Raw genomic sequence first — 13847 nt, forward strand, 5'->3', positions numbered from 1 at the left:
CGTCATGTTTATGACGGAAGCAGTCTCCCACTAAATATTAATAAAACATACCAGGGGGATTCCTAATTTATATTCATCGGAAGGTTGTTGTTATTGATAAAAGCAACATCATGAGCTGGATGTTTACGTATTTTATACAAGTTGTTTATGTCTCAGGTGTTATTTTACTTTTTAATGAGGAGTTTAATAGAATATTAATATTGACATTAATAATTCGGTGAGGATAAACGAAAATACAGGCCTGTTGATAGACAAGCCTGTGAAGGGGCGGTTTTGTGATTGTAACCTATAGTTATTAGTTTTTTTTAAAAAAACTGGTATCAATTATCCCTGCGTCGGGATACGTTCACGGTGTTTTTCTGCCTGCAGTTCATGTGAATATGAATGGCTGTTATTCATCGACTGGTGAACGACCATCGCTTGTTCATGTTCATTCATTTGTGAGAAGGATGGAGCAATAGTCTGCCTGGATTTGCTGTTATACGCCTGCATCTCATGTGCCTGAGCCATTTTTTGATGGGCTGGAGCATTGCTGTTATTCATCATTTGATGAGCCGTCGCCGCTTGCTGATGGGTTCCTGAAGATTCTGCCGCATTAACGCCAGCTGAGATAAAAAATGCAATAGCTAAAAAAGACGATATTTTATTCATCATATTCTCCGGTTTGGTTTGACGGAGGGAATTATAATAAACAGGTACGCTCAACGACGTGACAGGATTATGACGGTTGTGTCAGAGAATAAATCTGCAATGGTGCCTCAGCGCCATTGCAGATGATTAAATCGCATGTTTTGGTAGCGTCAAAATAAAGCGGGTGGCGCGTGGGTCAGATGTCACAGAGACCTTGCCCTGATGAGCAGTGACGATTGATTTCACAATAGCCAGTCCAATACCGCTACCTTCGCCCTTACGCTGTCGCGATGGGTCCACCCGATAGAAGCGGTCGAAGAGCCGGGGGAGGTGTTCTGCGGCAATGGGGGGGCCGGGATTCTCGACGATAATCTGTACCTGCCCATCAGCCTCTTTCACCCGCACAGTCACAGACTCGCCTTTTGGGGTGTAACGCATGGCGTTAGAAATAAGGTTACTCATGGCCCGGCGTAACATTAAAGGATCGCCGGATACCCAACACGCGCGGCCTTCAAAACGCAAACTGACTTCACGCTCTTCCGCCCACGCTTCAAAAAAGTCGAATACTTTGCTGACTTCATCCGCCAGATTTAGTGCAGTCTTTTCCGGGATCAATTGATTATTGTCCGCTTGCGCCAGGAACAGCATGTCGCTCACCATCTTCGACATTCGACCAAATTCTTCAAGATTCGAATAGAGCACATCTTCCAGCTCTTTTTGGCTGCGGGGCTGGCTGAGCGCAATTTCCGTCTGCGTGACCAGATTGGTTATTGGGGTGCGGATCTCATGGGCAATATCTGCTGAGAAATTGGACTGACGTTTAAACACATCCTCGATTCGTTCAATCATATGGTTAAACGAAGCTACCAGTTGCTCCAGTTCAATAGGTACAGCCTGTGGATCCAGGCGGACGTCGAGATCCTTAGAGGTAATATTCTGGATTCGGCGGCTGACGTTACGGATTGGTGCGTGGCCTTTATAAACAGCGAACAACACGATAAAAATAATCATCATGCTGATCAACGATGCCGTCATAATCAGTTTGTTTTTCAAGTCATTAATGTAGTGCAGATGAAAATCTATCGATAATGCCATATACAGCGTATAGGCTGCTTTTCCGTCAGGTAGTTGGCCAATTGGCAAACGAATCATTCGCCAGTTGGAGGACATTTTTTGCCCGTGGGCATGTTCCTGTGAATGCAGCATTGGGCCGGATAATAAAAAGACGTTATTACTATGGGCATTTTTATCCGGCTTAGCGCTGGCGATAAACTGGCGGAGATCCGGCGCACCTGGCGAATGGAAAATCGCTTTTTGATTGGCATCTTCAAGTGAAATAATGACGTTTGAATATCCAGCAACCACGTTTTTTAATGTTTCCAGTCGTCGAAATTCCGGCTCGTCGGGATGATTAAGAATGCGTTCCAGCGTGGTGCTTATTTCTTTTAAGTCATTGATATCCTGCTCGGCGAAATGAACTTTCACTGAGTGGATCATTATCCAGGCAAAGGCGAAAAACGAGGCGATAGTGGCCAGACTAATAAAAAAGGTCAGACGCGTTGCCAGCGAAAAAGGGCGTTGCAATCGTTTAATGACCATCCGGTACCTCAAGCATATACCCCACGCCGCGCACGGTCTGAATCAGCTTCGGTTCAAAATCATTATCAATTTTGGCGCGCAGCCGTTTAACGGCGACATCAATCGCATTGGTGTCGCTGTCAAAATTCATATCCCAGACCTGAGAAGCGATAAGTGACCGGGGCAAGACTTCACCCTGATGGCGAAGGAAAAATTCGAGCAGCGTAAACTCTTTGCTGGTGAGGGTAATGCGCGTCCCGCTGCGGGTCACTTTTCTGCTGACCAGATCAACCATTAAGTCCGCGACCTGAAACTGACTTTCAACAATCACCGCAGCCCCTCGTCGCAACAGCGTTCTGACCCGCGCCAGAAGCTCGGCAAAGGCGAACGGTTTAACCAGATAGTCATCGGCACCCAATTCCAGGCCTTTGACCCGGTGTTCAATCGTACCCAGCGCAGTGAGAAGAAGGATTGGCATACCTTTGTTGGCGGTGCGCAGCATACGTACAATATCCCAGCCGTTTACGTCAGGCAGCATGATGTCAAGAATGAGCAAGTCGTAATCGCCGGTCATAGCCAGGTGATATCCGTTCAGACCGTTATCTGCTAAATCCACAACAAAACCTGATTCTGTCAGGCCCTTGGTCAGGTATTCGCCAGTTTTTTTCTCATCTTCGACTATCAAAATCTTCATCACATTCTCCTTCACGCACTGGCTGTGCGGGTTTTCAATTCTAGAGGAGCCGGATCGGATAGCAATGAGTTATTGGGAAAATGACAGTTTTGTCATTTACCTGTCACCGGTTAAACAGAGTCAATTAGGTAAGGTACAAGTCGATAAATTCACACTCATTTTACGGTTATCAGTCCGGTCCGGACGAGAAGAGCTATGTGCAAATTTAAACTTCTTACCCTCAGCGCTATTTTTGTTCTCGCCGGTTGTTCTCTGGCTCCGGACTATCAGCGCCCGGCCTTGCCGGTGCCGCAGCAATTCTCTTTAAGCCAGAACACGCTGGTTTCTGCACCAGCGGGGTATCAAGATACGGGGTGGCGCACCTTCTTTGTGGACGAGCAGGTAAAGGCGTTGATAGGTGAGGCGCTGCTCAATAACCGTGATTTACGCATGGCAACCCTCAAGGTTCAGGAAGCGAGGGCACAATATGGCGTGACGGATGCTGACCGTTATCCGCAGATTAATGCAGGCTCCAGCGGCACGTATAGCGGAAAATTAAAAGGCAATACCAGCACTAACCGGGAATTTGAGGCCGGGCTGAATCTCAGTTTCGATTTGGACTTTTTCGGTCGGCTAAAAAATATGAGTGAAGCCGACCGGCAGAACTTCTTTGCCAGTGAAGAAGCACGTCGGGCGGTGCATATCCTGTTAATCTCCAATGTATCGCAAAGTTATTTCAATCAGCGTCTGGCTTATGCGCAGCTGAAAATTGCGGAAGAAACGCTGCAAAATTATCAGCGTTCTTACGCCTTTGTCGAGAAACAGTTATTAACCGGAAGCACCAATGTTCTGGCGTTGGAACAGGCTCGGGGCGTGATTGAAAGTACGCGCAGCGATATCGCAAAACGTAAAGGTGAACTGGCGCAGGCGAATAATGCATTGCAGCTGTTGCTCGGAACCTACGGAAAATTACCAGACGATCGGTCGCGCAGCCATGGCGATATTAAAGCAGTGACGTTGCCGCCAGCGCTCCCTTCGCAAATACTGCTCCAGCGGCCAGATATTATGGAAGCTGAGCATGCTTTAATGGCGGCAAATGCCAATATTGGCGCTGCGCGAGCGGCATTTTTCCCGTCAATTACTCTAACCAGTTCAGTATCCGCCAGCAGCAGCGACCTCTCCAGCTTATTTAATGCCGCCAGCGGCATGTGGAACTTTGTCCCGAAAATCGATATTCCGATTTTTAACGCCGGGCGTAATCAGTCAAATCTCGATCTGGCAGAAATTCGCCAGCAACAGTCGGTAGTAAATTACGAGCAAAAAATTCAGAACGCGTTTAAAGAGGTGGCTGATGCGCTGGCGTTACGTCAAAGCCTCGCCGATCAGATTACCGCCCAGCAACGCTATCTGGAGTCCCTGCAGATCACTTTGCAACGCGCCAGAGCACTTTATCAGAATGGTGCAGTGAGCTATATCGAGGTGCTGGATGCGGAACGTTCTTTATTCGCAACGCAGCAATCGCTGCTCGATCTTAATTACGCCCAACAGGTTAATGAAATTAAACTGTTTGCTGCCTTAGGCGGCGGTTGGGCGGAATAACCCTATATTCGTCATATTTAAGTTGCATTAAACTGTCAGGAGAATGATTTATGAATATTACCGCCAAAGCCGCTCTGTTTAGTTTTTTATCTGTGGTTATGTTTAATGCTCAGGCAAATGAGCATCAGCATGGTTCCATGATGAATATGGAGCCAACGGCTCAACAGGAACAAACAATTAGCGCAACCGGTGTGATTGAATCTATTGATACAGAAAATAAAAAAATCACCATTAAACACGAGCCTATTCCGGCGGTGAACTGGCCCGCAATGACGATGCGTTTTACGCAAGTCTCAGATACACGTGCTGATGATATTAAACCAGGCGATAAAGTGGCGTTTACTTTTGTGCAGCAGGGAAATCTCTCTGTCTTACGAGATATTCACATCAGTAAATAACGAAGTCCGCAGGTCTCTTCTGTTCTTACCCGGGTTGTTTTGCACGCGGGTAAGACACTCGCGCAATGGAAATCACTATGGCGTCTTTAAAAATTAAAAATACCGCGCTTATACTCGCAGGCATGATTGCCGGTGGGATTATTTCTGTCGGTGTTTATACCTATTTTTCATCAGCAAACGTTTCGGACGATACAGCGTCACCTTCGCCAAAAGAAGCCCGTAAAGTTCTGTTCTGGTATGACCCAATGTATCCGAATACACGCTTTGACAAGCCAGGTAAATCGCCGTTCATGGATATGGATCTGATCCCGAAGTATGCCGATGAAGAGACTGCGAGCGCTTCTGCGCCGGGAGTGCGTATCGATCCGACTCAGACTCAGAATCTGGGATTAAAAACGGAACCTGTGCGCCGTGGGCCATTACTGTATGCGCAAACATTTCCAGCAAACGTCAGTTATAACGAATATCAGTTTGTCATTGTGCAGGCGCGTTCCGCTGGTTTTATCGAAAAGGTCTATCCGCTCACCGTGGGTGACAAAATTAAAAAAGGCGCGCCGCTAATCGACCTGACAATCCCGGATTGGGTTGAGGCGCAGAGTGAATACCTGCTGTTACGTGAGACCGGCGGTACCGCCACACAGGTTGAAGGTATTCTGGAAAGGTTACGTCTGGCCGGTATGCCAGAGGCGGACATTCAGCGTTTAACATCTACCCGCAGAATTCAGACACGCTTCACCCTGAGAGCACCTATTGATGGGGTGATTACCGCATTTGATTTGCGTACCGGCATGAACATTTCAAAAGACAATGTTGTGGCGAAAATTCAGGGTATGGATCCGGTGTGGGTCAGCGCGTCGGTCCCGGAGTCTATCGCCTGGCTGCTTAAAGATGCCTCGCAGTTTTCTATCACCGTGCCAGCCTGGCCTGATAAACCCTTTACCATCAGCAAGTGGAGCATTCTGCCGAGCGTCGATGCTACCACACGAACTCTCCAGCTACGTTTGCAGGTTGATAACCCTGACGAGGCGCTTAAACCGGGGATGAATGCTTATCTGAAGTTGAAAACGCAAAGTGAACCGATGTTGCTTATCCCATCTAAAGCGCTGATTGATACCGGCACGGAGCAGCGGGTGATCACCGTTGATAACGAAGGACGGTTTGTACCGAAGCAGGTTGCGGTATTCCATGAATCTCAGGGGCTAGCGGCTATTCGCTCTGGTCTGGCTGAAGGTGAAAAAGTCGTTTCCAGCGGTCTGTTCCTGATTGACTCCGAGGCGAATATCTCCGGTGCGCTGGATCGTATGCGGGCCCGGCAAAGTGATGCGCCAGATGCCGCAGCAATGCCCGCTCCGGCGACCCATGCACACTGAGGATATGACAAATGATTGAATGGATTATCCGTCGCTCGGTGGCTAATCGTTTTCTGGTGATGATGGGGGCGTTGTTTCTCAGCATCTGGGGAACGTGGACCATCATCAACACGCCCGTGGATGCTTTGCCGGATCTCTCTGATGTTCAGGTGATCATCAAAACCAGCTACCCCGGCCAGGCCCCGCAAATTGTTGAAAACCAGGTTACATACCCACTGACCACCACCATGCTGTCAGTGCCGGGGGCTAAAACAGTCCGTGGCTTTTCGCAGTTTGGCGACTCCTACGTATATGTCATTTTTGAAGATGGCACTGATCCTTACTGGGCGCGCTCCCGCGTCCTGGAATATCTCAACCAGGTGCAGGGGAAATTGCCAGCGGGAGTCAGTGCGGAAATGGGACCGGATGCCACGGGTGTTGGCTGGATATTTGAATATGCATTGGTGGATCGCAGCGGAAAACACGATCTGGCCGAATTACGTTCTCTTCAGGACTGGTTTTTAAAGTATGAACTGAAAACCATCCCTAACGTGGCGGAAGTCGCCTCGGTTGGGGGAGTGGTCAAAGAGTATCAGGTCGTTATTGACCCAATGAAGCTGACGCAATATGGCATCAGCTTGTCTGAAGTGAAGTCTGCGCTGGATGCGTCTAACCAGGAAGCCGGCGGTTCTTCCGTGGAGATGGCGGAAGCGGAATATATGGTTCGGGCCAGCGGGTATCTGCAAACACTCGATGATTTCAATAACATTGTACTGAAGTCAGGGGCAGACGGTGTGCCGGTTTACCTGCGTGATGTTGCGCGCGTACAAATCGGACCGGAAATGCGTCGTGGGATCGCTGAGCTGAACGGTGAAGGCGAAGTGGCTGGCGGAGTCGTCATTCTGCGTTCAGGTAAAAATGCGCGTGAGGTGATCTCTGCCGTTAAAACCAAACTTGAAACGCTAAAAAGCAGCCTGCCGGAAGGCGTTGAGGTAGTTACAACATACGATCGCAGTCAGCTAATTGATCGTGCGATTGATAACCTGAGCTACAAGCTTCTGGAAGAGTTTATCGTCGTGGCGCTGGTTTGTGCTCTGTTCTTGTGGCATATCCGCTCGGCACTGGTCGCGATTATTTCTCTCCCGCTGGGCCTGTGTATTGCATTTATCGTGATGCATTTTCAGGGACTGAACGCCAATATTATGTCGCTTGGTGGGATTGCCATCGCGGTTGGCGCGATGGTTGATGCCGCGATCGTGATGATTGAGAACGCGCATAAGCGGTTGGAAGAGTGGGAACATCAGCATCCGGGTGAAAAGCTGGATAACGCAACACGCTGGCAGGTGATCACTAACGCCTCGGTAGAAGTTGGTCCAGCGCTGTTTATTAGCTTACTGATTATTACTCTGTCGTTTATTCCCATTTTCACCCTTGAGGGGCAGGAAGGACGGCTCTTTGGGCCGCTGGCGTTTACCAAAACCTATGCCATGGCGGGGGCGGCGTTTCTGGCAATCGTGGTGATCCCGATCCTGATGGGGTTCTGGATCCGCGGCAAAATTCCGGCGGAAAGTAGTAATCCGCTCAACCGTTTCTTGATTCGTATTTACCATCCGCTACTGCTGAAAGTACTGCACTGGCCGAAGACCACCCTGCTGGTGGCGGTGCTGTCGATTCTTACGGTTATCTGGCCGATTAATAAAGTTGGTGGCGAGTTCCTACCGCAGATTAATGAAGGTGACCTGCTGTATATGCCATCAACACTGCCGGGGATTTCGGCGGCGCAAGCGGCGGACATGTTGCAAAAAACCGACAAGCTGATCATGACAGTTCCGGAAGTGGCGCGCGTGTTTGGTAAGACCGGCAAGGCTGAAACGGCAACTGACTCCGCGCCGCTGGAGATGGTCGAAACTACGATCCAACTGAAGCCACAGGATCAGTGGCGTCCGGGGATGACGATGGACAAAATCATCGAGGAGCTAGACAAAACCGTACGCTTGCCTGGGTTGGCAAATCTGTGGGTGCCGCCGATTCGTAACCGTATCGATATGCTTTCCACAGGGATCAAAAGCCCAATCGGTATTAAGGTGTCGGGGACCGTGTTGTCAGATATTGACGCCACGGCTGAGCAAATCGAAGAAGTGGCCAGAACCGTACCAGGTGTGGCTTCGGCACTGGCGGAGCGACTGGAAGGTGGTCGCTATCTCAGTGTGGATATTCACCGTGAGAAGGCCGCGCGCTATGGCATGACCGTAGGTGATGTGCAGCTGTTTATTACCTCGGCAGTGGGGGGCGCCATGGTGGGGGAAACGGTTGAAGGGATTGCACGCTATCCGATCAATCTGCGCTATCCGCAAAGCTTCCGCGATAGCCCTGAAACGTTGCGTCAACTGCCGATTTTGACTCCAATGAAACAGCAGATTACGTTGGCTAATGTGGCGGATGTGAAGGTCGTTTCCGGACCGTCGATGCTGAAAACCGAGAATGCACGGCCCACCAGTTGGATCTATATCGACGCACGCGATCGCGACATGGTCTCGGTGGTTAACGATCTAAAAAAAGCGATCGCCGAAAATGTACAGTTAAAGCCGGGGACCAGCGTGGCGTTCTCCGGTCAGTTTGAGCTTTTAGAGCGAGCCAGCCATAAGCTAAAACTGATGGTACCGATGACGCTAATGATTATTTTCGTGCTGCTTTATCTGGCATTCCGTCGCGTTGGAGAGGCGCTGCTGATTATTACCAGCGTGCCATTTGCGCTGGTGGGGGGGATCTGGTTCCTCTACTGGATGGGGTTCCATCTGTCGGTAGCGACCGGAACCGGATTCATCGCACTGGCGGGAGTAGCCGCTGAGTTTGGCGTAGTGATGTTGATGTACCTGCGTCACGCCATAGAAGCCGAACCGGCTCTGGAAAATCCACAAACTTTTACAGCGGATAAGCTGGATGAAGCGCTCTACCACGGGGCAGTACTTCGTGTTCGTCCCAAGGCGATGACCGTGGCGGTGATTATTGCCGGTTTATTGCCAATATTGTGGGGAACAGGGGCCGGGTCGGAAGTAATGAGTCGTATTGCCGCGCCGATGATTGGCGGCATGATAACCGCGCCGCTATTGTCGCTGTTTATCATTCCTGCGGCGTATAAACTGATGTGGCTACATCGACATCGCTCTCAGAAATAGCGTCCTGAAAGCGCGTGCTTCTGACCGGGGCGCGCGCTATGACTCCAGCGCTTTTACCCGTTTTCGGTATTCTCCCGGCGTGCAACCGAATTGTCGGAGAAAGACTTTGTGAAACGATGACTCGCTGGCATAGCCTACCGATTCGGCAATGACAATCAGTGGCTGAGAGCCACGTGACAACATCTGAGCGGCGAATTGCAGACGTAATGTGGTTAATACCGCGAGTGGAGTAGAGTTTGAGACCTCGCGGAATAACTGCGCGAAACTAGCCCGCGACATATGCGCGCGTTGTGCCAGTTCTTCCACAGTCCAGGGATGCGCGGGCGATTCCAGCATCAGGAAAACCACGCCCCCCAGTCTGGGGTGCAACAACAAACTTAGTACGTTCTTTGCGGGCGTAGCCTGTGTCAGCCATTGCCGAACGGCGAGTGTGAACAGCGTTGCGCACTGCTGACTGCATACCACATCCGATCCCGGCAGGTCGGTTGAGGATTCCTCCTGAAGTAGCGCAATCATCGCCCTGAGCCAGTGGCCGACGTGGCTATTTTCATCCGGTGCCAGTATTAGTGCTTCCGGCAGCGTGGTTAAAAAATAACGAGAGGAGGGCGGTAGCCGTAAACTGCCGCAGACGATATGCGTTTGTTCCTCACCAGACTGGCAAAGCCGATGCGCTGAGTTTTGCGCAAGGATCACAATCGAACCAGCACGAAGCGTAAACGAGGTTCCATCAGGCATGTCCAGTTGGGCAGCCCCCTGGGTCATGGTGTGCCAGCGGATAACTGACAATTCGCCCGCAGCGTGTGGCAATTGCCAGTCTCTGCTGAGCAGGCAATTTTTATCAATAGATCCCTGCGGGTCGTTAAGCATCAGTAATCGGCTAAGGGTATCCATAAAGACTCCTGAACAATTTTTATTGTTGGGGGATGGCAGCACTAATAACATACTTTTATATTAAATTATTAATGTCAAATAGTTAGTGTATTTTCAATATATCGACTGAGTAAGTTATTTATTGCTGTTTAGACGATTGGACAAAAACAATCGCGTTATGGATAGGCTTTTCTGGCATATCGCTCCGTATACTTTGGATTAACAAATGAACAGTGACTTTGCGGAGAGACAGCATGAATCAATACCAGGCAATCATTATTGGTTTTGGTAAAGCGGGTAAGACGCTGGCGGCGGCCCTGGCACAAAAGGGCTGGCAGGTGGCTATCATCGAGCAGTCCAATACTATGTACGGTGGAACATGTATCAATATCGGCTGCATTCCAACTAAAACCCTGGTGCATGATGCTGAATTGCAGCATGACTTTGCCGCAGCGATGCAGCGTAAAGCCTCTGTTGTGAGCTTCTTGCGTGATAAAAACTTCCATAATCTCGCTGATCTGGACAATGTGGATGTGATTGAAGGGCGCGCTGAGTTTATCGACAACCATACCGTGCGGGTGATTCAGCCGACCGGAACACTCGAGGTTCGCGGCGAGAAGATCTTTATCAATACTGGCGCGCAGTCAATTATTCCTGATATTGCAGGCCTGTCCGACACTCCTGGAGTCTTTGACAGTACCGGGCTGTTGAATCTGACGCAGCGCCCACAGCGTCTTGGTATTTTGGGCGGGGGATATATTGGCCTCGAGTTCGCGTCCATGTTCGCCAACTTTGGCAGCCAGGTAACAATCTTTGAAGCGGCACCGCTGTTTTTACCGCGTGAAGATCGGGATATCGCCGAGGCCATCGCCCAAATTTTGCGTGACCAGGGCGTAGAATTAATTCTCAACGCCAATGTACAGTCGGTATCGTCCCATGACGGCATGGTGCAGCTACAGACGCCGGAAGGTCTTCGAACTGTGGATGCGCTGCTGGTTGCCTCAGGGCGAAAACCCGCGACTGAGCATCTACAGCTAAAGAACGCCGGGGTGGATGTGAACGAGCGCGGTGGGATTATTGTGAACAAATATCTGCGGACTTCTGCAGATAACATCTGGGCGATGGGTGATGTAACCGGTGGTTTGCAATTTACCTATGTTTCACTGGATGATTTCCGCATTGTCCGCGACAGCTTATTTGGCGAAGGTTTACGCAATTCAGGCGATCGCCAGAATGTGCCGTATTCCGTTTTTATGACGCCGCCGCTCTCTCGTGTAGGGATGAGTGAAGAACAGGCTCGTGCCAGCGGGGCAACGGTCCAGGTGGTAACGTTACCTGTCGCGGCAATCCCACGAGCGCGGGTGATGGATGATACACGCGGCGTCCTCAAAGCCGTGATTGATGTAAACACTCAACGTATATTGGGAGTATCACTACTGTGTGCGGACTCTCATGAGATGATTAATATCGTCAAAACCGTTATGGATGCAGGGTTACCTTATACCGTATTGCGTGATCAAATATTTACGCACCCGACGATGAGTGAATCACTCAACGATCTTTTTTCTCTCATAAAGTCATAAATCCAGGGACCTGCCTTAAGGGGGATTTTGCATTCAGCCCGGACAGAAATTAATCAGTAGTACTTATTTTCTAACGTTATACCCTCTGTAAGATAGTATGCCATTATAGTTTAATACGGTAATTACCGGGGTCAGCTTAATGCTGGCCTTTTTTAACTTAAGTTAAATTTATTTACACGCCTGCAATATTAATCATTCGCTTTATTAAAATAATCCATCATGATTATTTCATTTGCTAATGATATAACGCCGTAAGCATCCATTTTCCTGTCAGCGATTAAACCATAGCTGGCGCTCAGCTTAGTCGTTCCGCCTTGCCCACCCATTGTTATCTATTATACCCGGCTAATTTTACGTCATTTTTATCTCTAAATGGAATTATAGATTTATTTCTTATTCCTTTTTGTTATTGTTGATGCGCAACTTCACATGGTTTTAGGCCTGGCTTCAGCTAGAATTAATTCTCATCAAACGTTTTTACATATCAATGTAAGATTAAAGATAGTTAAAAACTTAAGTTCGCATCAACAGTTTGACATGGAATCCACTAAGGTTATTAAGCACCAGGGGTGGATGCTGATCTCGTGTTTTGTCGGTAATCGAGACTGAGACCGAGACATATCTTAAATATGGAAATAAGGGTTTTTGTATGAGTTTTGGATTAGCCAAGGAAAACAAGTTTGAAATCATCGCCATCCTTCGTGAGGAGTTGCACAAGAAGACGAAGCTGGAAGTCTTATGTGAAAACAGCAGTGTTATCACGCAGTTAGAAAAGATTGATTTTGAACACTTTATGATTTCCTGGCACGAAGACATCATCCCTGAAAAGGTCCAATACTTTATCCTGCACAGCGATAGCGGGATTATCAAATTCTGCGCCAGACTCGAAAAGAGTCCGACAGCAGGTGCGGAGGCAGGATTATCTTATGCCATCCCGGATATGATTTTCTTTGCCCAGCAGCGACAGAATCAGCGGTTCTCTTTTTTGAAGGGCTATGATTTTTTCTGTTTTGGTCGTTACAAAAACGGAGAAAACTACTCATTTAAGATAAAAAACATCTCACAGGGCGGTTGCGCATTAATTGTTAAAGATGTGAATGCACGTTTTCTTTATAAAGATGCAGTGATTAAAGGTGCCTCTCTGGATTTTGATACGTTTGGAAATTTGCAGCTTGATTTAAAAGTTATTGATGTCGTCATGATCAACGAATTTGATGAGGATAATCAATTGTATTCCTGCTATCAGATTTCATGCGGGTTTGATTTCAGGAACCGTCGTGAAGAGGCAGAAGTTGAGAAAATAATCATCAAATTTTTAATGAGTAACAAGATCAGAAGTTTATAAGGAATGGTGAACAGGATGTTGATGTGTGGCAGTGATAATTTTGTAGGCAACGGTATGTTCGCCTATCTGACAAGCAAACATGTACCGATCAAAACCTACCAGTTTGAGGACATGTTGCATCAATCATCATTGGGCCAGCATCAAACCATGGTTTTTAATATCATTAACAATGAACAGCCATGTTCCGCAATTGTGCAGTATTTGAATAAAAACAGATTTAAATTTTATAATAACGTTATCGTGATTGTTGCCGATAGTTTGGTGGCGAAATTATGTGTTGAGTTATTATATATTGAGAAAGTCATTGTCTTGACTGAAAAGTCTTCATTGCGTGATTTTTCTCAATTAGCCACGTTAGCAGTAGGGAAATGGAATCCCCGACTGTATCGTTCGCAAAAAAGATTAACCGAAAGAGAGCAGCAGATTCTGAATCTGCTGGTAAATGGTTATACAGCCAGAGAAATTTCGGAGTTAGTTAGCCTGAATTATAAAACTATTCAGGCTCACAAGATGAAGGCCGTCACCAAACTGGGGCTGAGCAATACATCTGATTTGAACAAGTTGATTGTCAGGTTTACACATAGTTTGTCTTTTTTACCCTAACCTATCCGTTCTTTTCTGATATCACACGCATAAAAGTAGATAC

General features: G+C 48.1%; 11 protein-coding genes. 7 read left to right on the forward strand and 4 right to left on the reverse strand.

What is annotated here, in order from left to right; translation table 11 throughout:
* Nucleotides 1–324: 324 nt before the first annotated feature.
* The 3 genes from AACS05_RS05595 to cusR all read right to left on the reverse strand — a co-directional run bounded on the left by AACS05_RS05595 (nucleotide 325) and on the right by cusR (nucleotide 2902).
* Entirely contained in the window at nucleotides 325–651 is a 327-nt protein-coding gene (locus AACS05_RS05595) for a hypothetical protein (protein ID WP_045440863.1), read from the reverse strand.
* A gap of 126 nt (nucleotides 652–777) precedes the next feature.
* The gene (locus AACS05_RS05600) at nucleotides 778–2229 is read right to left on the reverse strand and encodes a Cu(+)/Ag(+) sensor histidine kinase (protein WP_045440865.1); all 1452 of its coding nucleotides are present in this window, start codon (nucleotides 2227–2229) and stop codon (nucleotides 778–780) included.
* A complete protein-coding gene (gene cusR / locus AACS05_RS05605; RefSeq protein WP_045440867.1) occupies nucleotides 2219–2902 on the reverse strand; it encodes a copper response regulator transcription factor CusR in 684 nt (227 codons plus the stop codon). Before cusR ends, AACS05_RS05600 begins: the two co-directional genes overlap by 11 nt.
* A 195-nt stretch (nucleotides 2903–3097) precedes the next feature.
* On the opposite strand from cusR, the gene AACS05_RS05610 reads away from it, so the two are divergent.
* The 4 genes from AACS05_RS05610 to AACS05_RS05625 all read left to right on the forward strand — a co-directional run bounded on the left by AACS05_RS05610 (nucleotide 3098) and on the right by AACS05_RS05625 (nucleotide 9403).
* Nucleotides 3098–4480: an efflux transporter outer membrane subunit gene (locus tag AACS05_RS05610; RefSeq protein WP_045440869.1), complete on the forward strand. Its 1383-nt coding sequence runs from the start codon at nucleotides 3098–3100 to the stop codon at nucleotides 4478–4480.
* A gap of 50 nt (nucleotides 4481–4530) precedes the next feature.
* Nucleotides 4531–4878, forward strand: coding sequence for a cation efflux system protein CusF (gene cusF, locus AACS05_RS05615; protein WP_045440871.1), 348 nt, complete (start codon nucleotides 4531–4533; stop codon nucleotides 4876–4878).
* A 77-nt stretch (nucleotides 4879–4955) separates the two neighbouring features.
* The gene (locus AACS05_RS05620; protein ID WP_045440874.1) at nucleotides 4956–6248 is read left to right on the forward strand and encodes an efflux RND transporter periplasmic adaptor subunit; all 1293 of its coding nucleotides are present in this window, start codon (nucleotides 4956–4958) and stop codon (nucleotides 6246–6248) included.
* A gap of 11 nt (nucleotides 6249–6259) precedes the next feature.
* Complete coding sequence (locus tag AACS05_RS05625; protein WP_045440876.1) at nucleotides 6260–9403, forward strand: CusA/CzcA family heavy metal efflux RND transporter; 3144 nt, start codon at nucleotides 6260–6262, stop codon at nucleotides 9401–9403.
* 36 nt (nucleotides 9404–9439) lie between these two features.
* On the opposite strand, the gene rclR is transcribed toward AACS05_RS05625, so the two are convergent.
* Nucleotides 9440–10294, reverse strand: a complete 855-nt coding sequence (gene rclR, locus AACS05_RS05630; RefSeq protein WP_045440878.1) for a reactive chlorine-specific transcriptional regulator RclR — start codon at nucleotides 10292–10294, stop codon at nucleotides 9440–9442.
* Between the two features lie 233 nt (nucleotides 10295–10527).
* On the opposite strand from rclR, the gene rclA reads away from it, so the two are divergent.
* The 3 genes from rclA (at nucleotide 10528) to AACS05_RS05645 (ending at nucleotide 13804) form a co-directional block, all read left to right on the forward strand.
* Nucleotides 10528–11856 (forward strand): reactive chlorine resistance oxidoreductase RclA, encoded by a 1329-nt coding sequence (rclA, locus tag AACS05_RS05635; RefSeq protein WP_045440881.1) that lies wholly within the window; start codon nucleotides 10528–10530, stop codon nucleotides 11854–11856.
* Between the two features lie 649 nt (nucleotides 11857–12505).
* On the forward strand, nucleotides 12506–13201 hold the full coding sequence (locus AACS05_RS05640; protein ID WP_045440883.1) for a flagellar brake protein: 696 nt from the start codon (nucleotides 12506–12508) through the stop codon (nucleotides 13199–13201).
* A 21-nt stretch (nucleotides 13202–13222) separates the two neighbouring features.
* A complete protein-coding gene (locus AACS05_RS05645) occupies nucleotides 13223–13804 on the forward strand; it encodes a helix-turn-helix transcriptional regulator (RefSeq protein ID WP_190284553.1) in 582 nt (193 codons plus the stop codon).
* The last annotated feature ends 43 nt before the right edge of the window (nucleotides 13805–13847 follow it).

The organism is Citrobacter sp. S-77 (assembly GCF_963864895.1).
Lineage (GTDB): Bacteria > Pseudomonadota > Gammaproteobacteria > Enterobacterales > Enterobacteriaceae > Citrobacter > Citrobacter murliniae.

What these genes read in the sequence shown, in the direction of transcription:
- AACS05_RS05625 (WP_045440876.1), top strand. Translation starts at nt 6,260, where the DNA reads ATGATTGAATGGATTATCCGTCGCTCGGTGGCTAATCGTTTTCTGGTG.
- AACS05_RS05645 (WP_190284553.1), top strand. Translation starts at nt 13,223, where the DNA reads ATGTGTGGCAGTGATAATTTTGTAGGCAACGGTATGTTCGCCTATCTG.
- rclR (WP_045440878.1), bottom strand. Translation starts at nt 10,294, where the DNA reads ATGGATACCCTTAGCCGATTACTGATGCTTAACGACCCGCAGGGATCT.
- AACS05_RS05610 (WP_045440869.1), top strand. Translation starts at nt 3,098, where the DNA reads ATGTGCAAATTTAAACTTCTTACCCTCAGCGCTATTTTTGTTCTCGCC.
- AACS05_RS05620 (WP_045440874.1), top strand. Translation starts at nt 4,956, where the DNA reads ATGGCGTCTTTAAAAATTAAAAATACCGCGCTTATACTCGCAGGCATG.
- AACS05_RS05595 (WP_045440863.1), bottom strand. Translation starts at nt 651, where the DNA reads ATGAATAAAATATCGTCTTTTTTAGCTATTGCATTTTTTATCTCAGCT.
- AACS05_RS05600 (WP_045440865.1), bottom strand. Translation starts at nt 2,229, where the DNA reads ATGGTCATTAAACGATTGCAACGCCCTTTTTCGCTGGCAACGCGTCTG.
- cusR (WP_045440867.1), bottom strand. Translation starts at nt 2,902, where the DNA reads ATGAAGATTTTGATAGTCGAAGATGAGAAAAAAACTGGCGAATACCTG.
- AACS05_RS05640 (WP_045440883.1), top strand. Translation starts at nt 12,506, where the DNA reads ATGAGTTTTGGATTAGCCAAGGAAAACAAGTTTGAAATCATCGCCATC.
- cusF (WP_045440871.1), top strand. Translation starts at nt 4,531, where the DNA reads ATGAATATTACCGCCAAAGCCGCTCTGTTTAGTTTTTTATCTGTGGTT.
- rclA (WP_045440881.1), top strand. Translation starts at nt 10,528, where the DNA reads ATGAATCAATACCAGGCAATCATTATTGGTTTTGGTAAAGCGGGTAAG.